Genomic DNA, 22640 nt, shown 5'->3' with positions numbered 1-22640 from the left:
TTGATGGCTACATCTTCTGCTGAAGGCCCGACTGGTTTATAATAAAGGCTTGAACGGTTAAGGCTTAATAGCTCTGCCTGTTTTGTAATGGATAATTCTGAGTCTTGCCATTCGATTATATTCACACGTTCTTGCCTAGTTGTGGTAGATGCCAGATTTTTTTTTGAGCCACGACAATTGCGTGGTTAATCGGCCTACTTCAGCGTATAGATTTTCAATTTGTTCTTCATAATCAGCTTTCATCTTTTCTTGATCCTTGTTCTGCTTTTGAAACAGTTGCGGCATTTGTTCTAGAAATTGTGTTTTCCATTTCCGCAGCTGATTAACATGAATCCCATATTCAGAGGACAGCTCAGTTAAAGACTTCTCTTCCTTAAGAATTTCCAATACAACTTGTGCTTTAAATTCTGGTGAATATCGTTTCCTTTTTTGTTTCATAAACCTACCTTAACATATCCTTTCTTGCTGTCTAAAATCTTGGGTCCATTATAATTTTTTGGATATACGTTATGCAATAAAGGCGATGGAGAGGAAGTTATGTGGTGGAGCAATATTCCGGCAGAAAGGGAAATTTCAAGGGAACAGCTCCGGTTGCAAGGAACAGAAGAGATTCGAAAAGAGCTGCTGAACCTTCATAATAATTGGCATCCTCCGATTGAAGCGATTATTAAGCAATCTCCATCTATTTTTAAGAGCAATATATATGACATTGACAGCCTGCCAAATTGGTCCAGAAACAAGGTAGTTCTTATCGGAGATGCTGCCCATGCGATGAGTCCTCATGCAGGACAGGGAGCATCAGTTGCACTGGAAGACAGTATGTATTTGGCAAAATTGATTAAAGATTTAAATTTGCCGATCGAAAGAATTTTCCAGCGTTTCGAAGCGGACAGAAAGACACGTGCTGAAAAAATTATTAAAACCGCAAGAAGAAACGGAAGCGGGAAAAAGGAAATTGGTCCTAGAGCAGCATGGTTCCGGGACAGAATCTTATCCATCCTGTTTCCGCTATTTGCCGGCAAAGGCCAGGATTGGATTCACGGCTATGAAATTCGTTGGGATAAATAACGGGGAGAAAAAGGAGAGTTTGATGGCGAAAATCAAAAAATGGATTTTGTATATAGGGGCACTGCTGCTTGTTATTACATTGGGGGGGTGTCGCTTTTGTCGTTTGGTCTATGGGAACAGCTAAAACTTCAACAATAGGAGAAATTACGTTTAGAAACGAATTAAAGATTCCTAAACTGCTAGATTATCAATTGGATAATAAGGGCAGGAAAGTTTTTCATTTAACTTTTAATAAAGGGGAAGTCGAATTTTTGGAAAGAAAAACAACGGACACCTGGGGACTTAATGAACCATATTTAGCCCTTGCCATTAAAGCTTCCAAAGGGATGAAGTATTAATTCATGTGACCAATGATGTAGGAGAGACAACGACACCCGTTTTGGAAATTATTCGGATGAAAAATATCCTTATATGTACCATTGCTATATATTAATGCATGAAGATAATCGGATGATGGGGCAGTTTTTAGTAGTAGAACCGGGCGCTAATCCGCCGCCTGAAAATCATAATAGCCATAACCAATAAAAGTTGTAATCCCTCGGACTGTTAGTTTGGGGGATTTTTCATTTTAGTGCGTTTCATCTTTTTAGCCGAACTTGCTATTATAAAAAATTGGCAAATAAGCTATTTTTTCGTTCATCAATTTGATATACGCTAACAATCGGCGAATTATACGCTCATATTTTTTTCTCTGAATGAAAGAAATGTAGTATATTGAGCATAGAGAAAAACTGTTCGTTAGAGCTGAACTGGAAATATAAGTGACGGCACTTTTTTATAAGCACATGCTCAATTCCAATGAAAAACGTTTCTCAAGCCAATTGCCATTTTTCAAGATAGAGACGAAATTTATTTGCAGCTATGCCCAAAGAACATTTTGAAAAGCAGCAATTTGCCAAAGCTCCGGAGTATTTTCTTTAAGCAGCGAACTCTTCAAAAATAAACGAATTTTAATCTTAGAATACAGAGAACTCCTCACTTAATTTTGTAAAGAAGCATTGCATCAGACAACTATTGGAATTAATTTTTATGTGCTCAATTTGCGGAAACTTTTTAATAACAATAATTAAAATAATGGTAAACAGCAGCATGGAAAAAGGCACCTTAGGCAGAAAAAGGGTGTTTTTTTCTTGCAGTCAAATACAGAGATGCCAGGAACTCCTAATGATTGGTGTTTCTGATTAATCAAATATAGAAACTCGGAAATTAATTAAGTAATTTCGGGACTTTTGGAGGTTTCGCGTAACCTAAAATAATCCTTAGGGTGTTAGAGATAAAAAACTGCATGCCAAATAAACCTGCGATATGCAGATTTTAAAAAAGTTAATATTTAAATGTTAGATGAATAATATTGATTTTACTTTTCGATGCAACTCCTTATATTGATTCTTTTCAGTTTCTTTTACCCAAGCGTCTACATGCTGGCACATGGCGATGATATATGTGCGTATGTTCCAATGCCGGGAACTTCGTCCATTTGAGCCTTCCAGCTTGTAATCAACTTTTTGGCGTTTGATACACCGTTCTACTCCCGTACGGAGAGCGAATCGCTTACGCCATTCTTTACTGTCACGCTTTACACGTGGAAATAACCTAGGGTTATTTTTGGTTGATGTATAAAATGTCCGTCCATAACTCGAATCAGAACATGGATGCGGGCATTGCCAACCACCCACGGCTGCTGGACAACGCCATTTACGGCGGTAACGCTTTTTATCTATGCCCCAATCAAGCATTTCACGCCCAATGGGGCAAACAGGTACACCGTCTAGGTTAATGTCCATTTTATTATAGGTGAATTGCTTAGAACGCCTTGGATTAAGGTCGATGATGGCGGACACATCATACCGTTCTAGCATTTCATAGATGGGATAAGCATCGAAAGCAGAGTCTAAGATGCTTTCCCCAATTTTCCAATTGGGGTACCAGTGTAGTAGTTCATGAAAGGTGCTTACCCATAAAACAGAATCATGTTTACTAGCCCGGTATAATCTAGGATAAATAGGTAAATCATACGGGCTCTCGGAAGCACTAATCATAAAGAGATTTCGTCCATAGTAATATTTTTCGCGGCTACTATCCCAGCCAAAATCTGCATCAGGATCAGAAAATTTTCGAAGGCAATCACATTTCCAGTTTCCTTGTTTACGACAGTTACAGAGTAGTTTGCCGTATGGACGGCCACCAGTTTCAACTGGTGTACCATCACCAGTGATGCTTAATGATTTTGTGTCGCCAAGCAAGCCTTGGTTAGCTGATGGTTCAACAAACATTTCCTTAAATAAAGTTTGTAAACCATCAGGTGCCTTCGGCGCATAATGTACATTTCCTTGTTGTTTAAGCGCTCGGTTCACTAGTTTTTCAACAATTCCGGGATTTCTAGGAGCCATCTTTTGATGCTTTTTTCCTTTGGCTTTTGGCTTTTTAACTTTCCGTTTTTTCTTATTCATCAAGTGCGGAGAAGGGGCAAGCCAAAGGCGATTGAAAAAGTCATAAAAGGTTCCGACGCCAGGAGTTGAATCGGGATGAAAACCACTCAAAATAGCATATAGTGGCACTGTTCTCAAAGCATCAACCCATTTATCTACGCTTGTGTATTGAAGTTTGTGCATCAATAACAGGCTTCGGAGCATATCGCAAGGGTTTCTCGGTTTTCTTCCTCTTGGATTAGAAGAATATCGATGTTTCAGTAAATGGGCAGTTTTAGTAAGATCAATGATGCTTACCCAAATAATCAAGTGAGTGAAATGTTCTCTAAGTATCCTTTTATTTGGATAATATAAATCAATTTTTTGAGACATAAACGTTAGAAAATCATCATGTGAACGAATTTTTTTCAACAATAAAATCTACCCCATTTCATCAAAAAATAATGCCTTCATGCCGATTATTGGGGCGATTTTAAAAAGTCAAGTAATATGCATTATTATTTTGATTTTTGGGGGTGAAGCACATAAAAAGCCCTAGTCGAAAGACTAGAGCTTATGCGGAAATTTAATTTCCGAGAGACTATCAAATAAACAAAGGGGTGAAAGAATTGAATCAAGGTAAAAGAATTTTAATCATTGAAGATGATCAAGAAATTAGCATGCTGTTAAGCTTCATAATGCGAAAAGCAAAGTTGGAACCGGTTGCTGCCTATTCAGGTACGGAAGGTTTATTGCAGCTGCAAAATAAGGTGTTTGATTTAATACTATTAGACTTGATGCTCCCGGGAAAAACCGGGGAGGAACTAATCAAAGAAATAAGAAAGGAAAGTTCAATTCCGATAATCGTTATTTCTGCCAAAGTCGATATCGAGGACAAAGTGCAAGTATTGAAAATGGGAGCGGACGATTATATCACAAAACCGTTTCATCAGGAAGAAGTGCTGGCCCGGGTGGAAGTTCAGCTGCGAAAAGCAGCAGTAAAGCAGGTGAAACAGACGGAAATTCAATGGCGCGGGCTTGCTATAAATAAAGAAAAACGGTTGGCAACATTAAACGGCAAAGAACTGCAGCTGACAAATGCCGAGTTTGAAATTCTGTCCTTCTTCGTGAGCACCCCTGAACGTGCTTTGTCTAAACGCGAAATCTATGAAAATATCTGGAAAGGAACCTATTATGGCGATGACAATACGATCAGCGTCCACGTCTCCAACCTCCGAAAAAAAATTTCTGAGGTTACAGATGAAGAATATATTAAGACGATTTGGGGAGTAGGCTTTATGCTTGTCTAACTTCAATTATCAGCTGTATAGGGCGATACAAATATCAACGTCAACATATGATTTATTGCTTGTATGGAATTAGCGAAGAAACTTTATGAATTCTTTATGATTTGCTTAAAGGATTTTAAAGACTTCTAAGCTAAACTGATGGTAACAAAACATTAGTGAAGGAGTCTTAAACATGGATACGATTATTCAAACGTATCGATTGAGCAAAAAGTTTAAAAATGCAGAAGTTATTAAGTCCCTTAATTTTTCGTTAAAAAAAGGGGAAATTTGTGCGCTGATCGGGAAAAATGGTGCAGGAAAATCAACATTGTTCAAACTCCTTGCAGGACAGGTCCTGCCGACAAGCGGTGAGATCCAGCTATTCGGAAAATCAGGAAAAAATTTGGATGCCGCGCGCAAAAAAATCGGTTTTATGATTGAGGCACCTGCATTTTTTCCGGATTTTACAGCAAGACAAAATTTGGAATATTTCCAGATTCAACGGGGTGTAATTAATAAAAGAAGAATTGATGAAGTTTTGGAAATTGTCGGTCTGGCAAAGGAAAGAAAGAAAAGATTTAAAGAATATTCTATGGGAATGAAGCAGCGTTTAGGCATTGCCCTTTGTCTTCTTAGCAGTCCTGATTGTTTAGTTCTAGATGAACCGATAAATGGACTTGATGCAGAAGGAATTATGGAAATCCGACAGTTATTGCTGAAGCTGAATCAGGAAAAACAAATAACAATCTTCATTTCCAGTCATATTTTAGCTGAATTGGCATTGCTGGCAAACCGTTTTGTATTTATTAAAAATGGCATTATCGTTGATGATTTAACGAAAGAACAACTCAATGAAAAGAGCAAGAAACAAATTCTGATGTCAGTCGACGATGTTGCTAAATCATCCCAATTATTAGAGCGGACCTATGCAGATATTCAGTATAAAGTGCTGCCAAATCAAGTTATCGCCATTCAAAATCATGTCGAGCATGCTGGGGATATTAATCGTCTCTTCGTCGACCACGGAGTGCTCGTCAAGGAGTTTCGCATCGAAGCGCATAGTTTGGAAGAATACTTTTTAGGAGCAGTGGAGGAGAGGACGAATGATTAATTATATGAAAAGCGAAACTTATCGTCTATTGCGCAAAAAAGGAGTATATATAACAAGTTTTATTTGTTATTTGCTGATTGCTGCTGCCGCCGTTATTCTCTATTCTACAGGAAAGATAGATTCCGATTTTCCGTATGCTACGAGTAAGTTTTTCTATTCGAATGTTATTGCCAGCGGGACATTGATTATTATCATAGGGACAATCTATAATTCAGCTCTTACCGGCAAAGATAATAGTTTGTTAAAGCAATCCATCTCTTTCGGTATTTCCCGAAAAATAATTTTCTGGTCGAAGCTGGTGCTGACTCTCGGTTCCTTTTTGCTGATTTGTGTCATTGGAATGCTGTTGATGATTGTGTTGGGAGAAAGTCTGTTTGTTGATGAACATCACGCGGTCGGAAACTTTCTGATAGCAAGTTTGAATATGGTTCCCATTGTAGTGAGCGGATTTTTCCTAACCCATGTATTGAAAATGCTGAAAGTCGGAGAAGCATATATTATTATCATTTTATTATTCGTTTATGCCTTTTCTGAAAACTTGCTTCGACTCCTGCTCCGTCCGTTTTCAGGCTTAAACGAGTTGTATAAGTATACACCGGATGCCCTGTTAGACGAAAATCTAATGAGCTATTTAAATGATGCAGCTCAAATTAATCTTACCTATTGGATCGTTGGTTTTTTGATATCAGGGATTGCCCTGCTGATTGGAGCAAATCGGTTCGCAAAACAAAACATCGATTGATAAAGAGGGGATGATAAGCATTGGAGAGCTGGTTGATGATTATCATTTTAGTTTTCCTTTTGATTGTCTCGGTTTCCAGATTTTTATTATTACAATGGGATGTCCGAAGAATGACAAAACAGCTGGAGGAAATCAGTGAACATTTCGGGACAAATGAATTGCTGCGCACCAATACACATAATAAATATTTGGCCCGATTTGCTGATAAAATCAACCAGCTCATTATTTTATTCAAACAGAATCAGCAGACTTTTGAAAAAAGAGAATTGGAATTAAAACAGGAAATAACGAATATCTCCCATGATCTACGCACACCATTAACATCAATCAAAGGTTTCTCCGAATTATTATCAGACCCGGCATTATCTGAGGAAGAAAAGAAAGAGTTTTTGGCTATTATCCAGAAAAAAATCGACAATCTCATTATGATTGTCGATCTGTTTTATGAACTTTCCCAATTGGATTCTTCCGATAAAAAATTAATCATGGAACAGCAGTATTTGGACCAAATTGTTGAAGAAACGATGCTCATGTTCTATGAGGAGTTTGAGAATAAACAGCTAAAGGTGGACCTGGACGAAAATAACGTATCCCCAATCTTTGCTGACCGTAAAGCAGCTGTTCGGATTGTAACCAATATTATTCAAAATGCACTAACTTACGCTAAAAGTTATGTAACGATAAGTCTGACAGAAGATGACAAATATATCTGGCTGCGGACAGCAAATGACATGGAGGAGACAGATATTTCTGAGCTGGAACATATTTTTAATCGAACATTCCGGCTTGATTCAAGCCGAACTGGTCCTCAGCTTGGATTAGGACTCCATATTGTTCAGCAACTTGTCCAAAAACAAGGAGGACAAGCTATTGCAAATGTCTATGAAAATGAATTTATTATAGAAGTATCATTTCAGAAGTGGCACTAGGATTCGATCTACATTGATTTTCAGTCGTTTCGTTATGATACGTGATTGACACCTTAGGTTTAAACAGTCCAAGACTTTTGGTCTATCAAGGATGAAACTCAATGACTTTTCTCGTTCTTTCGGCAGCTGATTTGCCCATGATTTGTTCAATGAGATAGAGTGCCATATGAATACCGGAAGAGACTCCTCCTGAAGTTATGATATTTCCGTCATGAACAACTTTTTTGTTTGGAATCACTTGAATTTCTGGATACTTGTTTTGCAGCAGTGTTAAAGCTAAATGATGGGTTGTTGCTTTCCTGCCGTTTAATAATCCAGTTTCACTTAAAATTATTGCTCCGGTACAAACGGAACAAATATAATCATTCCTTTTCCGGCTTGAAATCCAATCTATGATTCTTTCGTTTTTCGCAATCGATTGCACAGCCCTTAAAGGACCGCCGGGAATAATCAATATATCTGTTTCGGGACATGTTTCAAAACTATAATCCGGTTTTACTTTTATTTTTGAATGGGTTATTATTTCTTCGCCCATTTTGGAAACGGTAAATACTTCGAAAGGTCGAGTCGGCATTAACTCCTTTTTATATAACGTGAGCATTTGTTCCGCATTATTATTAGCTGCTAAGGCCAGCACTTCAGCTGGGCCGGAAAAATCTAAAACATCGACATAATCGAAAAGCAAAATGCCGACTTTTCTTCTTTTCATTCGTCTCAATCCCCCTCTAAGTATCTGTTTTTTGAACTTTTTACCTTTATAATACTATACCCCTGTACCGTATACAAGAAGTGTTCTAACTTGACCTTTTTGCATCGTTCTTCCCGAATTTCCTTTATTCCCCGATTTTCTTTATACTTATTTTTTGTTATTATTTGATGTGGTAAAGTTTACGAGTACTGATTATCGCATATAGAAGAAAAATATAACTGGCAATTCATCAAGAGAGGATTGAGTATAAATGAAAGAAAACTTTTGGCGTGAGCTGCCGCGGCCATTTTTTGTGCTGGCACCGATGGAGGATGTGACGAATGTTGTGTTTCGCCATGTCATCAGCAAAGCGGCAAGGCCTGATGTGTTTTTTACCGAGTTCACCAATACCCACAGTTTCTGCCATCCGGAAGGAACGTGGAGCGTGCGCGGCCGTTTAGTTTTCACCGAAGATGAACAGCCGATTGTCGGACATATTTGGGGAGATGAACCGGAATATTTTCGCGAAACTAGTATCGGCTTAGCAAAGATGGGGTTTAAGGGAGTCGACATTAATATGGGTTGTCCGGCGCCAAATGTGGCACCGAAGGGGAAAGGTGCAGGTCTGATCCGGCGGCCGGATGTTGCGGCAGACATTATTCAGGCAGCAAAAGCAGGGGGACTTCCCGTCAGTGTGAAGACACGGCTCGGCTATACAAATATCGAGGAATGGAAAGACTGGCTGACCCACTTATTCCAGCAGGACATTGCCAATCTGTCCATCCATCTCCGTACGAAAAAAGAAATGAGCAATGCAGATGCCCACTGGGAGCTGATTCCGGAAATTAAGAAGCTTAGGGATGAGGTTGCTCCAGACACCCTTTTAACAATAAATGGAGATATCCCTGACCGGCAAACCGGGCTAAAATTGGTGGAACAGTATGGGGTCGATGGGGTGATGATCGGGCGTGGTGTTTTTAAAAATCCGTTTGCCTTTGAAAAAGAACCAAGGGAACATAGCAGCAAAGAATTATTGGATCTGTTAAGAGTTCATTTGGATCTCTTTGATCATTACTCCAAAGAACTGGACCCGCGTCCGTTTAAATCGCTGCACCGTTTTTTTAAGATTTATGTCAAAGACTTTCGCGGGGCGAGCGAGCTGCGCAACCAATTGATGAATACTGAATCAACCGATGAAGTAAGGGCATTGCTTGATGAAGTTACGTTAGAGATGGAAAAATAATTCGGAATCGGGAAGCGCTCAGAACAATGAACTGCCCCCCTGTCAAGTAGACAGTGGAAATAATAAAATTTAACCTAAGCGGCTTTAGTCCTGTATTCAATAGGACTAAGGCCGTTTAGTTTTTCTTCATATCTTTCATGATTATATAAATATATGTATTTTCTGAGTTCTTCAAATGTCTCTTACTTGTGTAAATATTATTTCTCACATTTGAGGGTTCCCCAAAATGACTCCATGGGTCCGTTATCAATACACTTTCCTACACGAGACATACTGTGAGTCGTTAGCCTTCGTTTAAAATCCGTGAGATTTGTATTGGAATCCAACTCATCCCATCCAATATTTTGTTATCAGGCATTTCATTGAATTCAAGATAACTAATGCTCAAATCGATTCCCCCCGACTTCTTTAAAATTATTCGAGCTATTTTTAATTCTACTCTTTATTTGGAAATCTTCCTTTCAGATGAAAAAATTTTTGAGGATGTTTGATTAAAACTATGACTTATGCAACATTAAGTAACAAATATGTCAATGAATTGACACATTTCTTTGCTTCAATTGGTGTTAAAATTATTTTCGTGGTAAGTCAACGAAAGTTTAAAAATTGATGTCCTTAATATATGTGAAATGGTGAGCAATTTAGTTGTGACCTTTTTATGCTAGTCAGCAGGCCGAATATAATGAAAAATTCTCTGGATACAACCAAGCAATGAAAAAATGATTTTGGTCTGAGGAGATGCAGTAAGAAATATAATATTCTGCGTTGACGACCATATTAATTCTAAACGCCATATTTTGTATTGGCGTTTCCTACAAAGGAGAATTGCGATGGAAATTATTAAAGTAAAAGATTATGATGCGATGAGTGAAGCAGCTTGTTCCTTTATGGTTGAAAGAATCAACCGAATCGACCATCCGGTGTTAGGATTAGCTACCGGCTCAACTCCGGAGGGGCTATACAAGCGTCTGATTGAAAAATATAAACTAGGTGAAGTGTCATTCAAAAACGTTAAGTCATTCAATTTGGATGAATACGTCGGCTTGGATAAAAACGACCCTAACAGCTATTACTATTTTATGAAAACAAAATTATTTGATCATGTGGACATTTTCATGGACAATGTCCGTGTTCCAAACGGAACTGCTGATGATTTGCAGCAAGAATGTCAGGAACACGAAAATGCAATACGTGCTGCAGGAGGCATTGATGTACAATTGTTAGGCATCGGCGCGAATGGCCATATCGGTTTTAATGAACCGGGAACCCCTTTTACATCCAGAACCCATGTAGTTGATTTGGAGGAATCGACGATCAAGGCAAACTCCCGGTTTTTTAATTCAATTGAAGAAGTTCCGACGCAGGCAATCTCCATGGGGATAGAAACGATTATGAACAGCAAGGAAATTCTTTTGCTCGTCTCCGGTGAAAGTAAAGCTGAGGCACTAGCCAAATTGTTAAACGGAGAAGTGACGGAAGAAGTTCCCGCATCTGTACTGAAAAACCATCCGAAGGTAACGATCATTGCAGATGAGGCAGCTTTTTCAGCAGCAGGAAATTAGGAAAGGCACAAGCACTCAAACATTAGTTTGGGTGCTATTTTTATTGATTTTTCTGTTGTCACTGCAATAAACGGGTTTCTATATAATTTAACAGCGAAAAATTAGCCCTCCCCTGCTTTTAATTCACGTTTACCATTCTATAAACAGGGCAATATAATGTTGCATCCTATTTTAATTTTGTCAACAAGTGTTTGGTCAAAGTTATGTTTTGTTCTCATTGAATCCGAAGAAAGCGTTACCTTAAAATAAAAGTAGGAATCATTTAATGTTATTATAAAGGAGTAGAGGAAATGACAGAGAGTAATAGTGTCCGGGCAAAAATGCAAAAATTTGGCAGTTATCTGAGCGGGATGATTATGCCAAATATCGGCGCGTTTATTGCTTGGGGAATTATCACAGCTCTATTTATTGAGGACGGCTGGTTGCCAAATGCACAATTGGCATCCATGGTCGGTCCGATGCTCACTTATTTATTGCCGCTTTTGATAGGATTTACAGGCGGAAGAATAGTTTATGATTTACGCGGCGGGGTCGTTGGTGCGACTGCTACGATGGGAGTAATCGTCGGTGCAGATATCCCAATGTTTCTCGGTGCAATGGTAATGGGGCCGCTTGCAGGCTATTTGATGAAGAAAATCGATGATGTTTTTCAGTCCAAAATTCGTCAAGGATTTGAAATGCTTTATAATAACTTCTCTGCCGGAATTCTTGCAGCGATACTGGCAATCATTGCAGTATACGCCATTGGTCCGGTAGTAGAAGGGTTAAATACAGCACTTGCCGCAGGAGTTGAAGTGATTGTAGCTGCCGGGCTGTTGCCGCTGGCGAATATTATTATTGAACCGGCAAAAATTTTATTCTTAAACAATGCGATTAACCATGGTATTTTAAGTCCGATTGGCGCCGAACAGGCTTCAGAAGCTGGAAAATCTATTCTTTTCCTTCTCGAAGCAAACCCGGGTCCAGGTCTTGGAATCTTGCTTGCGTTTATGTTCTTTGGCAGAGGATCCTCCAAAAGTTCTGCCCCGGGCGCTGCAATCATTCAGTTCTTTGGCGGGATTCATGAAATTTATTTCCCATACGTATTAATGCGGCCGATGCTGATTTTAGCAGCAATTGCTGGTGGCGTGAGCGGCGTATTTATTTTCCAGATGTTCGGTGCTGGTTTGGTAGCTCCATCCTCACCCGGCAGTATTTTTGCCGTGCTTGCAATGACAGCGAAAGATAGTTATTTAGGTGTTGTGCTTGGAGTTATTGTTGCGGCTGCTGTTTCCTTCGCAGTTTCGTCTCTGATTTTAAAGAGAAGCAAGGAAGAAACGGAAGATTTGGCGGAGGCTGCTGGCAAAATGGAACAATTAAAAGGAAAGAAAAGTTCCGTTACGGGCACATTAACGAATGCGGAAGGGGAAAATGACACGGAGGAAACGGCATCCAGTGAACAGAAAAGTCCGGAACAAGTAAATAAAATCATTTTTGCATGTGATGCTGGAATGGGTTCAAGCGCGATGGGCGCATCTCTCTTGAAAAATAAATTCAAAAAGGCAGATATTGATATTTTTGTAACGAATAAAGCAATCAATGAAATTCCAGATGATGCAGATATTGTCATTACCCATAAAGATTTGACTGATCGCGCAAAAGCGAAACTTCCGACAGCAGAGCATATCTCGGTAGACAACTTCTTGAACAGTCCGAAATATGATGAATTGGTGAAACGTCTGAAAGATAACGAATAGGAAAGAAGAGGGCGAAACCATGATTACTGCTCGGGAACGGAAAATCCTTCTGTTCTTGCTTCAGACAGAAGAAAGAGTGACGGCTCGGGAAGTGGCAGAAGTTTTGGGGGTAAGCATCCGGACAATTCATCGGGATTTAAAAGGCGTTGAAAAAATTCTGTATGATTATCATTTGAAGCTGGAGAAAAAAGCTGGGACAGGCATTCGTATTCATGGTGAAGAGGCGGATAAGAAGAAGCTGGAGCGACTTCTATCCGCTTCTGCTCCTAAGGACTATACTCAGGAAGAAAGGCAAGCATTGATTTTAACGATGCTTCTGGAAGCAAAGGAGCCTGTAAAACAGATTGCCCTCGCCAATGAATTAGATGTCACGCTCGCAACTGTCAGCAATGATTTGGACGAATTGGAAGAGATGCTGTCAGATTTTCATTTGACCCTCATTCGAAAAAGAGGCTATGGGGTAGAAATCGAAGGAGAAGAAGCGAATAAGCGATCAGCTATTACATTTTTGATCTCCAAATATATGGACCCGTTTTCTTTTATTTCTTTGTTAAAAGAAAACATTCAAAACAATCAAGTGCCTGTAATTTCGAATCAATTATTAGGTCTTGTGAATCCGCGCAAATTGCAGCTGATCGAGGAAGCCGTACAATCTGCAAGTTCCGATTTGCCATATGAGCTGGCAGACAGTGCTTATGTCGGCTTGGTTGTCCATCTTGCTTTGGCCATGGAGCGGCTGCAAAAGGGCGAGGCAATCAAATTTGAACAGAAGTATTTACAGCAAATACAAGGAACAAAAGAGTTTTCCATCGCGGAGAAGATTATCCGCGAATTGAGAGCATCGTTAAATATTGATATTCCCGAAGATGAGATAGGCTACATTACGATGCATCTGCGGGGAGCCAAACTTCGGGAAGACAAGTATTATTTGCTGGAAGCCGAGAGCCCTGGCTTGGCGTATCAGGTGAAACAGCTGATTGCTTATGTCAATGAACGGGTGCATGTTGACATTTCAGGAAACAGCCAATTATTGAACGATCTAGTCACCCATTTAAACCCAGCCATTTATCGGATGCAAAACCACATGAAGATTACGAATCCGATGATTGACCAAATTAAACAGGATTATCATCATTTATTTGAACTAGTAGCAGAGGCTGTGGAAGTTATTTTCCATAAATTACAATTTCCGGAAGATGAGATAGGCTATCTCGTTCTCCATTTTGCAGCGGCAATCCTGAAAGATGAAAATCTGAATGCACTCGTTATTTGCTCCAGCGGCATTGGTTCAGCAAAAATTTTAGCAACGAAGCTGATGAAATATGTTCCGGAAATTAAACAAATTGAAAATAAATCCTTGTTTGAGGTGGAACGGGAAGATTTGGACAAGTATGATGTCATCATTTCTACGATTCCGTTAAAAGAGCTGGACAAAAAGGATTATATTGTTGTTTCTCCGATGTTAAACCAGGCCGAAGTACATCAGATAAAAAAATCGATTCGAAAAAAGAAACTAAACGTTAAAAATAAACAGCATAAAAAAAGTTCCAACGATGCGCTTATGGAGTTAGAAACGCTCAAATTTTATACGGATGCGATTTTAAATTTGCTCCATTCGTTTTATGTAGAAGAAATTAGAGAAACAGATTCGGTACTATTAGCTATTTGTCGGGATGTAGAAAAGCGAAGACGGATAAAGAATATGGAGAACCTCTTCCGTCAATTGCGGGAAAGAGAGAAAAAAGGCGGACTAGGAGTTCCAGGTACAAAATTGGTACTTTACCATACTCGTTCGGAGGACGTTTTTTCCATTCATTTTTCGATTTATTCCCTTAAACATCCGCTTAAAGTGAAGGGGATGAATGAGGATGAGATGGATGTAACAACTGCTCTTCTCATGCTGGCGCCAAAAACAGCTCGTCAGGAAGAATTGGACATACTAAGTCATCTGAGCAGTTTGGTAATTCAGGAGGAAAAAGCGGTTAATCTATTCCATTCTGGAGATGAAGAAGCGGTTAAGCAATACTTGGCTGAGCGTTTTCAGCTATTTTTACACGATAAAAAATTATGAAAAAGGATTGGATTGGAAATGGCAAAAGAAGTTTTAGCAAAAGAAAATATTCAACTTAATGTATCATTCAAAAATAAAGAGGAAGCGATCCGCTATACAGGAGGAATTTTAGTTGATCGCGGCTATGTTGAACCTTCCTATGTCGATAAAATGCTGGAACGGGAAGAATTAACGTCTACTTATATGGGAAACTTCGTTGCGATACCCCATGGTACTGAAGATGCAAAAGAAAAAGTGAAGGAAACAGGCCTATCGGTTGTTACGGTACCAGAAGGCGTTGATTTTGGTGACGGGAATATTGTAAAAATCTTAATCGGTATTGCCGGTAAAGGTGATGAGCATTTAGAAATTCTTTCCAAAATCGCAATCGTTCTTTCCGAGGAGGAGAACATTCAATCTATCCTTGATGCGAACTCCGAGGAGGAAATCATTCGCATCTTTAATGAGGTGAATTAATTGGAAGCAGTACATTTTGGGGCAGGAAATATCGGACGGGGATTTATCGGATTGTTGCTATATCAATCCGGATACGATACGACTTTTGTTGATGTCAATGACGAAATCATTCGAGCAATCAATGAAAAGAAACAGTATTCTGTTGTTTTGGCTGCCGAAGATAAAAAGACCATAACTGTAAAAAACATTTCCGCCATTAATAGTGTCAGCAATCCAGAAGAGGCGGCCCGGGCAATTGCTGAAGCAGACATTATCACTACTGCAGTTGGACCGAATGTGCTGCCGATTATTTCGAAACTCATTGCACAAGGATTGCGTGAACGGGTTAAAACCAATAAACAGCCCTTAAATATAATTGCTTGTGAAAACATGGTCGGCGGAACGAAGCTGCTGAAAGAAAATATTTACCAGCATTGTACATCAGAGGAAAAAGCTATATTAAATGAGATGATTGGGTTTCCGAATGCGGCTGTAGACCGGATCGTACCGAACCAGACGAATGAGGAACTGTTGCAAGTTCTCGTTGAGCCATATTATGAATGGGTAGTTGAAGCCCCGGCAATAAAAGGGGAAAAGCCGCCGATTAACGGCATTACCTTTGTCGAGGATCTTACCCCATACATTGAACGAAAATTATTTACGGTCAATACGGGACATGCAGCGGCTGCCTATGTCGGCTATCATCTAGGATATCGTACTATTATCGATGCGATGAAGGATGTGCGGGTCTCCGACACGATTCAAGGTGCCTTGCGGGAATCAGGGGAGGCACTGATTCAGACGTATCAATTTGACAGAGAAGAACATGAAAAATATATTGAAACAATCCTTTCCCGGTTTACGAATCCATTTATATCGGATGAAGTGACCAGGGTCGCGAGAGGGCCTCTCCGCAAATTAGGTGCACGGGATCGTCTTGTTCGTCCGGCTGTCATGTATATGGAAGCAACCGGGAAGGTACCTGTCTATTTGGCAAAGGTCATTGCAGCAGCTCTTGCGTTCAATCATGAAGCAGATGAGGAAGCTGTGCAATTGCAGGAAATGATTGCCAATCAAGGTGTGGAAGCAACCCTTCAAGAGATTTCTGGTTTGGAAGCAGGTCATCCTTTAGTTGCTTCTGTTTTACAGGAAATGTAAAATTATGATATGTTACTATAGAAAAAAGAAACAATTTACATTATAAGCGATTCCGTCTGCACAAATTTGAGATGGTAAATAACGGCTAGAAAAAGGAGAGAGAGAAAATGGCAGAAAAACAATTTACTGTAATCGATAAGACTGGAATTCACGCGAGGCCGGCAACCCAATTAGTGAGTACAGCGAATCAATTTAAATCGGATATCTTTATCCTTCATAAAGGAAAAGAAGTGAATTTCAAATCCGTTTTAGGTGTTATGTCACTTGGCCTTGGCATGGGCGAGGAGTTTACCATACGTGCGGAAGGGGAAGACGCCGAAAAAGCGCTGGAAGAACTGGAGAATACGTTACAAAAAGAGGGACTGGCAAAATAATGAAGATATTACAAGGAATTGCGGCATCGAGCGGGATTTCCATGGCAAAAGCCTACCGTTTGATTGAGCCGGATTTAACGTTTGAAAAGCAGAAGATTGAAGATGTCGATGCGGAAACGTTGCGATTAGATGAATCAATAACGGCTTCAATCCGTGAACTGGAAGCTATTCAGCAAAATGCAGAAAAGGAACTTGGCGGGGATGAAGCTGCTATTTTCAATGCCCACATCCTCGTATTAAAAGACCCGGAGTTAATTGGACCAATTAAAGAAAAAATCCGCACAGATAAAGTGAATGCCGAACACGCTCTGAAAGAAACGACGGATATGTTTATTGCGATGTTTGAAAGTATGGACAATGAATATATGCGTGAGCGGGCAGCAGATATTCGTGATGTTACGAAGCGGGTCCTTTCCCACTTGCTTGGAGTGAAAGCTGCTAGCCCTAGTACAATTTCGGAAGAAGTAATTATTATTGCAGATGATTTGACCCCGTCTGATACGGCCCAGCTTAACCGCAAATTTGTCAAAGCTTTTGCGACGGATATCGGCGGACGGACTTCTCATTCGGCTATTATGGCCAGATCCTTGGAAATCCCGGCAGTGGTCGGCACGAAAGAAGCTACACAGCATATCCAAGATGGAGATTTTGTCATCGTTGACGGAATGGAAGGCACGCTGATTGTGAATCCGACGGAAGAGGTTATTGCCGAATACAGAGAAGCACAGCAAAAATTCGCCGAGCAAAAAGCGGAATGGGCGAAGCTGGTTGACGAGAAAACAGTGTCTTTAGACGGAAAGCACGTAGAGCTTGCTGCAAATATTGGAACCCCAGATGATTTAGACGGTGTAAAGGCGAACGGGGGCGAAGGCATTGGTCTGTATCGGACGGAATTTTTATATATGGGACGCGATCAGCTTCCGACCGAAGAGGAACAATTTGAGGCATATAAAAAAGTGCTGGAAGGGATGGACGGGAAGCCGGTCATTGTCCGTACGCTTGACATTGGCGGCGATAAGGAACTGCCATACTTGGAACTTCCGGAGGAACTGAATCCGTTTTTAGGTTTCCGTGCTATCCGCCTATGTCTGGAAGAACAGGAAATATTCCGGACGCAGCTGCGGGCTCTCCTTCGGGCAAGCATTTATGGCAACTTAAAGATTATGTTTCCGATGATTGCAACATTGCAGGAGTTTCGTCAGGCTAAAGCAATTTTAGAAGAGGAAAAAGATTCCTTGATGAAAGCAGGAGAAAAAGTTGCCGATCATATTGAACTGGGTATCATGGTGGAGATTCCGTCAACGGCTGTGATGGCAGATCAATTTGCCAAAGAAGTTGACTTTTTCAGCATTGGAACGAATGACTTAATTCAATATACAATGGCTGCTGACCGAATGAATGAACGGGTTTCGTATCTCTATCAGCCTTATAATCCGGCAATTTTGCGTCTCGTGAAAAATGTAATTGACGCTTCCCACCGTGAAGGGAAATGGACCGGGATGTGCGGAGAAATGGCTGGCGATGAACTTGCAATTCCACTATTGTTAGGCTTAGGACTCGATGAATTCTCGATGAGTGCAACCTCCATTTTAAGAGCCCGCTCCCAAATTCGAAATTTAAGCAAACTTGAAATGGAAAAGCTGGCTGAAAAAGCATTGGAACTGGGTACGGCAGAAGAAGTAGTACAGTTGGTAAAAGAGACGTTGTCAGAATAGAGTTTCAAGATAACAAAAGGGATGGCCTCATGCCATCCCTTGTTTTTAGTATATAAACGAATGGAATCTCATCCCTTGATCACATCCAGCATTACCAATATGATCAATACCGGTACAATATAGCGAATCAGGAAGAACCATGCTTGAAATACGCTGAATCTAAGATTGCTGCCGCTTTTAATTTCTTCATAAAGGGCACTTTTTTTCATTTTAAAAGAAATAAAAATGGAAATCAGCAATGCTCCTGTCGGCATAAATACGTTACTTACCATATAATCCGCTAAATCAAACCAACTTTTTCCAAATAAAGATACGTCACTTAATAAACCGAAGGACAAGGAAGAAGGGATGCCAAAGAGAAAAATCGCAAACCCGATAATCCAAGCCCATTGTTTCCGTTTTCGCTTATTGCCTCTCGAAAGAACGGCTACAATAATTTCCAGCATGGAAAATGCCGAAGTTAGTGTAGCAAACAGGAATACGATTAGAAACACTGCGAAAAACAGCATCCCGGCAGGCATTTGACTGAAAATAGTCGGCAGTACATTGAATAATAAAGTTGGGCCGGCATCCGGCTCCATACCAAAGGCAAATACTGCGGGGAAGATGACGAGACCAGCTAAAAGCACGACCATTATATTCATTGCGACGATTGATACAGCTGATTTTGGCATATTTTGATCTTTTGGCAAATAAGAACTGTAAGTAATCATCGCCGAAACACCGAGACTCAATGTAAAGAAGGATTGTCCCATTGCATCAAGCACAGTGTGTGCAGTCACTTTTGAGAAATCCGGATAAAATAAAAACGAAAAACCTGCAGACGCCCCGTCTAAAGTAACGGATCGGATAACGAGAATTATAAATAGTATTGCCAGCGCTGGCATCATAATTTTATTAGCTTGTTCAATCCCATTCTGCACTCCTCTAGTAATCACAATGATTGTAATGATCATAAAGAAGAGCTGGGCTCCAAGGCTAATAGCCGGATTGGCAATTGTTGATGCGAAAATTTCCGCATATTCCGGTTCCGTTAATCCATTTAATTGACCTGTTATCATTTTCCAAAAGTAGGTGATAATCCAGCCGCCAACAACACTGTAAAACGATAGAAGGACAAAAACGGAAATCATACCGAGAATTCCAATCAGATACCACTTTGTCCCAGGTGCAATGATTTGGAACGAACGAACCGCATTTTGCTGTGCCGTTCTCCCGATGGAAAACTCTGCCAGAAGCAGCGGCAAACCTAATATCATTGTAAAAATAAGAAATAAAAGCAGAAATGCACCGCCGCCATTTTCGCCTGCAATATAAGGGAATTTCCAAATGGCCCCTAAGCCGATGGCAGCACCAGCAGCTGATAAAATAAATCCAAGTCTGGATGAAAATTGCTCTTGCTGTTTCAAATAACGTACTTCCTTTCTTTCATGGATGCTTAATTATTTTCTGTTATTTGCAAGAGAATGTCAAAAGGTTTATGGTAAAAAGTAAGGAAATGTAAATAAACAACTTGGCTGTTACTATAACTACACAAGAAATTTAGATTGTTGAAAGGATGGTCCTAATATGACGGATGGTTAATGGGGAATGTACGAATTTGTCTACTCTCTAATAACGGGTATGCCGGCTTACCATTCTTTCCAGCAATCCGGGATTGTTCGATGAGGTGGACCCGAAAAAAGTTGCTGCTTAGCAAAAAGCTGCTGGAAAGGCATTTAAAGCTCAGTGCATGGCAACGCAAAATGATGACCGGAAATGGCTGCAGTTGGAGAGGGAATGAAAAATGATGGAACTGTCGTGCCGATTTTTCGCAAGGGAGACTGGGCATTTTAACAGATTGAAATAAAAATATGCCAAAGAAGAAGAAGTTGACTTCTTTGGCATTTTTATATTCCTGCATCAGATAATTTTTTCTTTACTAATACCCGTAATCCCAGTCGATAGACTCTTCAATCCAAACGACCTTGCTAATCGGCTCAAAATAAACGTCTTTGCCATTAATCGTACAATGGGCATCCTTACAATCTTTCTGGCTGGCTAATTCTTCGTATACTTCGTGCTCCACGTTTTCCAACACTGTGACTGAGTGATCCTCATTGATTAATATGGCCGTACCGGTCATTCCTCGCACCTTCCTTGGAAGATATATTTTCATTCAATTTAAGTATAGCTCTAAGCAACATGTTCAGCATAACATTGTGAGAATTTTAACAAATAATTCATAATTATTGTTTCCAATGTTGTAACAATTTCTTAGTCTGAACAGCCGCAAAAAATAAATGAATGACTTTAAAAAATATAACTATTTCGGAATCTTTTCCATATAATCCTTTTAGGGGTGAATAAATTGGCAAGAGTAAAATACAGGGAAAGTGATGTCAATTTAATGGCTAGAATGATGCGGGCAGAAGCAGAAGGGGAAGGAAAATTAGGAATGCTAATGGTCGGGAATGTTATCGTTAACAGGCTGAAAGCGAATTGTTTGGATTTTGTAGGGTTACGGTCGATAGAGGATGTCATTTTTCAAGTGCAAGGCGGCAATTATTCCTTCGAAGCTGTCCAAAAAGGAAATGTGTTCTACAACAGGGCAAGAGAATCAGAAAAACGGCTGGCAAGACAAACGCTGGAGTATTGGTGGGAGCACCCGTCCAAATTCGCTCTTTGGTATTTTAATCCTTATGCTCCTTGCCCGCCGACATGGTATGACCAGCCATTTGCAGGGCAATATAAACAGCATTGTTATTATGAACCGCAAGCCAATACGTGTGAAGGGGTATACAGATTCTAAAATACGTTATGCCAGATCGGTTTAAATAGGAAAAATCCGAACGGCCAGCAATTGTGTCTTCGTTCGGATTTTTTGTATTTCGTCAGCTTTCGACAGCTTCCAAGTAGGAGATGGAAACTTTTAAGTTAGCATTCCGTTCTCGAATCATATTTAACAGATCCTCGTCCCGTATATCTGTTTTGCTCCGTATAGCATACGTATAAAGAATCATCGTTCCGAGATTCGTTGTTTCCGCTTTCCGTAAAACGTGGCTTTCCGTATGTTCGTTAAGAATATCCTCAAACAGGTCTTCGTGATTCAAGTTTTCTGGGACAGTAATTTTTAAAATTTGCGTATCTTTTCCTTTGCCGTAATTAAATTTGTCGAGGCAAAAAATGACTAACGAACCGAAAATAGTCAACAATACCGCGATGCCAATCTGATTTAATCCTGCTGCCATCCCGACAATCAATCCAAAGAACATAAATGCAATATCCTTCGCATCGGTGACTGCACTGCGAAAACGAATTAAGGAAAAAATTGCAAACAGTCCAAAGGCAACACCGGCATTATCACTAATAATATTCATGACGGCAGAAACGATAATGCTCATAATAATAATCGTATGTACAAAGGATTGGGAATAACGCTCTCCTTTAAACGTAATTTGATACACGTTTGTAATGATTAAACTAAGCCCTGCTGCAAACAGTATACCAATTATTGTCGTTGTTAAATCCATTTTATCTCGCTCCAATCATTGTTTTTTCCTGCTCAATGGCAGGCAGTTCATTTCCTTTTAGCAATTCCAGACTTGTGCAAAACTTTGAAGCACTCCGCTGTTCACACTCTAGTTTCTGTAAAATTTGCGTCAGCCATAGGGGAACACTGTCAGTTACTTTAACCTCTAATACGACTAAATTCGGATCGATAAAATGCTTTCCATCGGAACCGTAGTCAATGTTCAAATCTTCGTTGCGGCAGCGCAAATTCAAATCAAAGGTTACCCGCAAATCCGGGTCCGTGATGCAATGAAAAGCATGCCGGTCATAGCTTACGACCATTTCCGGCTCAAGCTGGTAAAATTTACGAAAATAATCAACCTCTTTTAAAATTTGATAGTTGGAAGCTTCATAGTATCTTTCCAAATCATCGGAAGGGTTATAAATGTAACTGTAGGCATCCAATAATGGGATTAACGTTCTCCTCTTATTCACAACATTTTTATCCCGAGTTCGACAGTAAATAGGCACAAATTCACTTTTTAATAAAATGTATTTCCTATGATATCAATCTTTTCGTGGATTTGTGCTTAAAATTTTTTGAATTTTACATAGGCAC

The 22640-nt window shown here is 39.9% G+C and carries 21 protein-coding genes and 3 pseudogenes; 16 read left to right on the top strand and 8 right to left on the bottom strand.

Annotated features, from left to right (window positions below; genetic code table 11):
* Positions 1-438 (bottom strand): annotated as a pseudogene (locus IEV18_RS13410) (transposase); the annotation flags it as partial.
* Positions 439-537: 99 nt separating this feature from the next.
* Here IEV18_RS13410 and IEV18_RS13405 point away from each other — a divergent pair.
* The 3 genes and pseudogenes from IEV18_RS13405 to IEV18_RS17455 all read left to right on the top strand — a co-directional run.
* A complete protein-coding gene (locus IEV18_RS13405) occupies positions 538-1068 on the top strand; it encodes an FAD-dependent oxidoreductase (protein ID WP_188392897.1) in 531 nt (176 codons plus the stop codon).
* A gap of 68 nt (positions 1069-1136) precedes the next feature.
* Positions 1137-1406: a cupredoxin domain-containing protein gene (locus IEV18_RS13400; RefSeq protein WP_188392896.1), complete on the top strand. Its 270-nt coding sequence runs from the start codon at positions 1137-1139 to the stop codon at positions 1404-1406.
* A gap of 64 nt (positions 1407-1470) precedes the next feature.
* Positions 1471-1593 (top strand): annotated as a pseudogene (locus IEV18_RS17455) (multicopper oxidase domain-containing protein); the annotation flags it as partial.
* An 812-nt stretch (positions 1594-2405) separates the two neighbouring features.
* On the opposite strand, the gene IEV18_RS13390 reads toward IEV18_RS17455, so the two are convergent.
* Positions 2406-3911, bottom strand: coding sequence for a transposase (locus IEV18_RS13390; protein WP_188392894.1), 1506 nt, complete (start codon positions 3909-3911; stop codon positions 2406-2408).
* 194 nt (positions 3912-4105) lie between these two features.
* On the opposite strand from IEV18_RS13390, the gene IEV18_RS13385 reads away from it, so the two are divergent.
* The 4 genes from IEV18_RS13385 to IEV18_RS13370 all read left to right on the top strand — a co-directional run bounded on the left by IEV18_RS13385 (position 4106) and on the right by IEV18_RS13370 (position 7547).
* Complete coding sequence (locus IEV18_RS13385) at positions 4106-4786, top strand: response regulator transcription factor (protein ID WP_188392893.1); 681 nt, start codon at positions 4106-4108, stop codon at positions 4784-4786.
* A 172-nt stretch (positions 4787-4958) separates the two neighbouring features.
* On the top strand, positions 4959-5876 hold the full coding sequence (locus tag IEV18_RS13380; RefSeq protein WP_188392892.1) for an ATP-binding cassette domain-containing protein: 918 nt from the start codon (positions 4959-4961) through the stop codon (positions 5874-5876).
* On the top strand, positions 5869-6618 hold the full coding sequence (locus tag IEV18_RS13375; protein WP_188392891.1) for an ABC transporter permease: 750 nt from the start codon (positions 5869-5871) through the stop codon (positions 6616-6618). The genes IEV18_RS13380 and IEV18_RS13375 overlap by 8 nt, the downstream gene beginning before the upstream one ends.
* Positions 6619-6638: 20 nt before the next feature.
* The gene (locus IEV18_RS13370) at positions 6639-7547 is read left to right on the top strand and encodes a sensor histidine kinase (protein WP_188392890.1); all 909 of its coding nucleotides are present in this window, start codon (positions 6639-6641) and stop codon (positions 7545-7547) included.
* Positions 7548-7632: 85 nt separating this feature from the next.
* On the opposite strand, the gene IEV18_RS13365 is transcribed toward IEV18_RS13370, so the two are convergent.
* Entirely contained in the window at positions 7633-8256 is a 624-nt protein-coding gene (locus IEV18_RS13365) for a DJ-1/PfpI family protein (protein ID WP_188392889.1), read from the bottom strand.
* Positions 8257-8506: 250 nt separating this feature from the next.
* Between IEV18_RS13365 and IEV18_RS13360 the strand changes: the two genes are divergently transcribed.
* A complete protein-coding gene (locus tag IEV18_RS13360) occupies positions 8507-9478 on the top strand; it encodes a tRNA dihydrouridine synthase (protein WP_188392888.1) in 972 nt (323 codons plus the stop codon).
* Positions 9479-9552: 74 nt separating this feature from the next.
* Here IEV18_RS13360 and IEV18_RS13355 read toward each other — a convergent pair.
* Positions 9553-9759: pseudogene (locus tag IEV18_RS13355) on the bottom strand (IS3 family transposase); the annotation flags it as partial.
* A 549-nt stretch (positions 9760-10308) separates the two neighbouring features.
* On the opposite strand from IEV18_RS13355, the gene nagB reads away from it, so the two are divergent.
* The 7 genes from nagB (at position 10309) to ptsP (ending at position 18529) form a co-directional block, all read left to right on the top strand.
* Complete coding sequence (nagB, locus tag IEV18_RS13350) at positions 10309-11040, top strand: glucosamine-6-phosphate deaminase (protein ID WP_188392887.1); 732 nt, start codon at positions 10309-10311, stop codon at positions 11038-11040.
* Positions 11041-11330: 290 nt separating this feature from the next.
* On the top strand, positions 11331-12776 hold the full coding sequence (locus IEV18_RS13345) for a PTS mannitol transporter subunit IIBC (protein ID WP_188392886.1): 1446 nt from the start codon (positions 11331-11333) through the stop codon (positions 12774-12776).
* 19 nt (positions 12777-12795) lie between these two features.
* Complete coding sequence (locus tag IEV18_RS13340; protein ID WP_188392885.1) at positions 12796-14847, top strand: BglG family transcription antiterminator; 2052 nt, start codon at positions 12796-12798, stop codon at positions 14845-14847.
* An 18-nt stretch (positions 14848-14865) separates the two neighbouring features.
* Positions 14866-15303: a PTS mannitol transporter subunit IIA gene (locus IEV18_RS13335; RefSeq protein ID WP_188392884.1), complete on the top strand. Its 438-nt coding sequence runs from the start codon at positions 14866-14868 to the stop codon at positions 15301-15303.
* Positions 15304-16440: a mannitol-1-phosphate 5-dehydrogenase gene (locus tag IEV18_RS13330; RefSeq protein ID WP_188392883.1), complete on the top strand. Its 1137-nt coding sequence runs from the start codon at positions 15304-15306 to the stop codon at positions 16438-16440.
* A 107-nt stretch (positions 16441-16547) separates the two neighbouring features.
* Entirely contained in the window at positions 16548-16814 is a 267-nt protein-coding gene (locus IEV18_RS13325) for a phosphocarrier protein HPr (RefSeq protein WP_188392882.1), read from the top strand.
* Positions 16814-18529, top strand: coding sequence for a phosphoenolpyruvate--protein phosphotransferase (gene ptsP, locus IEV18_RS13320; protein WP_188392881.1), 1716 nt, complete (start codon positions 16814-16816; stop codon positions 18527-18529). The genes IEV18_RS13325 and ptsP overlap by 1 nt, the downstream gene beginning before the upstream one ends.
* A gap of 68 nt (positions 18530-18597) precedes the next feature.
* Here ptsP and IEV18_RS13315 read toward each other — a convergent pair whose 3' ends face one another.
* On the bottom strand, positions 18598-19938 hold the full coding sequence (locus tag IEV18_RS13315) for a sodium-dependent transporter (RefSeq protein ID WP_188392880.1): 1341 nt from the start codon (positions 19936-19938) through the stop codon (positions 18598-18600).
* 512 nt (positions 19939-20450) lie between these two features.
* Positions 20451-20654 carry a protein YkzT gene (locus tag IEV18_RS13310; protein ID WP_188392879.1) on the bottom strand — a complete coding sequence of 68 codons (204 nt, stop codon included), beginning with the start codon at positions 20652-20654 and terminating at the stop codon, positions 20451-20453.
* A gap of 225 nt (positions 20655-20879) precedes the next feature.
* Here IEV18_RS13310 and IEV18_RS13305 point away from each other — a divergent pair, with 225 nt between their 5' ends.
* Positions 20880-21320 carry a cell wall hydrolase gene (locus tag IEV18_RS13305; protein ID WP_188392878.1) on the top strand — a complete coding sequence of 147 codons (441 nt, stop codon included), beginning with the start codon at positions 20880-20882 and terminating at the stop codon, positions 21318-21320.
* A gap of 82 nt (positions 21321-21402) precedes the next feature.
* On the opposite strand, the gene IEV18_RS13300 is transcribed toward IEV18_RS13305, so the two are convergent.
* Together IEV18_RS13300 and IEV18_RS13295 are read right to left on the bottom strand one after the other, a co-directional pair.
* Positions 21403-22056, bottom strand: coding sequence for a DUF4956 domain-containing protein (locus IEV18_RS13300; RefSeq protein ID WP_229733656.1), 654 nt, complete (start codon positions 22054-22056; stop codon positions 21403-21405).
* On the bottom strand, positions 22043-22552 hold the full coding sequence (locus tag IEV18_RS13295) for a VTC domain-containing protein (protein ID WP_373281934.1): 510 nt from the start codon (positions 22550-22552) through the stop codon (positions 22043-22045). Before IEV18_RS13295 ends, IEV18_RS13300 begins: the two co-directional genes overlap by 14 nt.
* Positions 22553-22640 lie beyond the last annotated feature (88 nt).

Source organism: Compostibacillus humi, assembly GCF_014637175.1.
GTDB lineage: Bacteria > Bacillota > Bacilli > Bacillales > Amphibacillaceae > Oceanobacillus > Oceanobacillus humi.
This window is presented reverse-complemented; position numbering and strand designations above follow the sequence as displayed.

What these genes read in the sequence shown, in the direction of transcription:
- IEV18_RS13405 (WP_188392897.1), top strand. Translation starts at nt 538, where the DNA reads ATGTGGTGGAGCAATATTCCGGCAGAAAGGGAAATTTCAAGGGAACAG.
- IEV18_RS13380 (WP_188392892.1), top strand. Translation starts at nt 4,959, where the DNA reads ATGGATACGATTATTCAAACGTATCGATTGAGCAAAAAGTTTAAAAAT.
- IEV18_RS13375 (WP_188392891.1), top strand. Translation starts at nt 5,869, where the DNA reads ATGATTAATTATATGAAAAGCGAAACTTATCGTCTATTGCGCAAAAAA.
- IEV18_RS13365 (WP_188392889.1), bottom strand. Translation starts at nt 8,256, where the DNA reads ATGAAAAGAAGAAAAGTCGGCATTTTGCTTTTCGATTATGTCGATGTT.
- IEV18_RS13360 (WP_188392888.1), top strand. Translation starts at nt 8,507, where the DNA reads ATGAAAGAAAACTTTTGGCGTGAGCTGCCGCGGCCATTTTTTGTGCTG.
- nagB (WP_188392887.1), top strand. Translation starts at nt 10,309, where the DNA reads ATGGAAATTATTAAAGTAAAAGATTATGATGCGATGAGTGAAGCAGCT.
- IEV18_RS13345 (WP_188392886.1), top strand. Translation starts at nt 11,331, where the DNA reads ATGACAGAGAGTAATAGTGTCCGGGCAAAAATGCAAAAATTTGGCAGT.
- IEV18_RS13340 (WP_188392885.1), top strand. Translation starts at nt 12,796, where the DNA reads ATGATTACTGCTCGGGAACGGAAAATCCTTCTGTTCTTGCTTCAGACA.
- IEV18_RS13335 (WP_188392884.1), top strand. Translation starts at nt 14,866, where the DNA reads ATGGCAAAAGAAGTTTTAGCAAAAGAAAATATTCAACTTAATGTATCA.
- IEV18_RS13325 (WP_188392882.1), top strand. Translation starts at nt 16,548, where the DNA reads ATGGCAGAAAAACAATTTACTGTAATCGATAAGACTGGAATTCACGCG.
- ptsP (WP_188392881.1), top strand. Translation starts at nt 16,814, where the DNA reads ATGAAGATATTACAAGGAATTGCGGCATCGAGCGGGATTTCCATGGCA.
- IEV18_RS13310 (WP_188392879.1), bottom strand. Translation starts at nt 20,654, where the DNA reads ATGACCGGTACGGCCATATTAATCAATGAGGATCACTCAGTCACAGTG.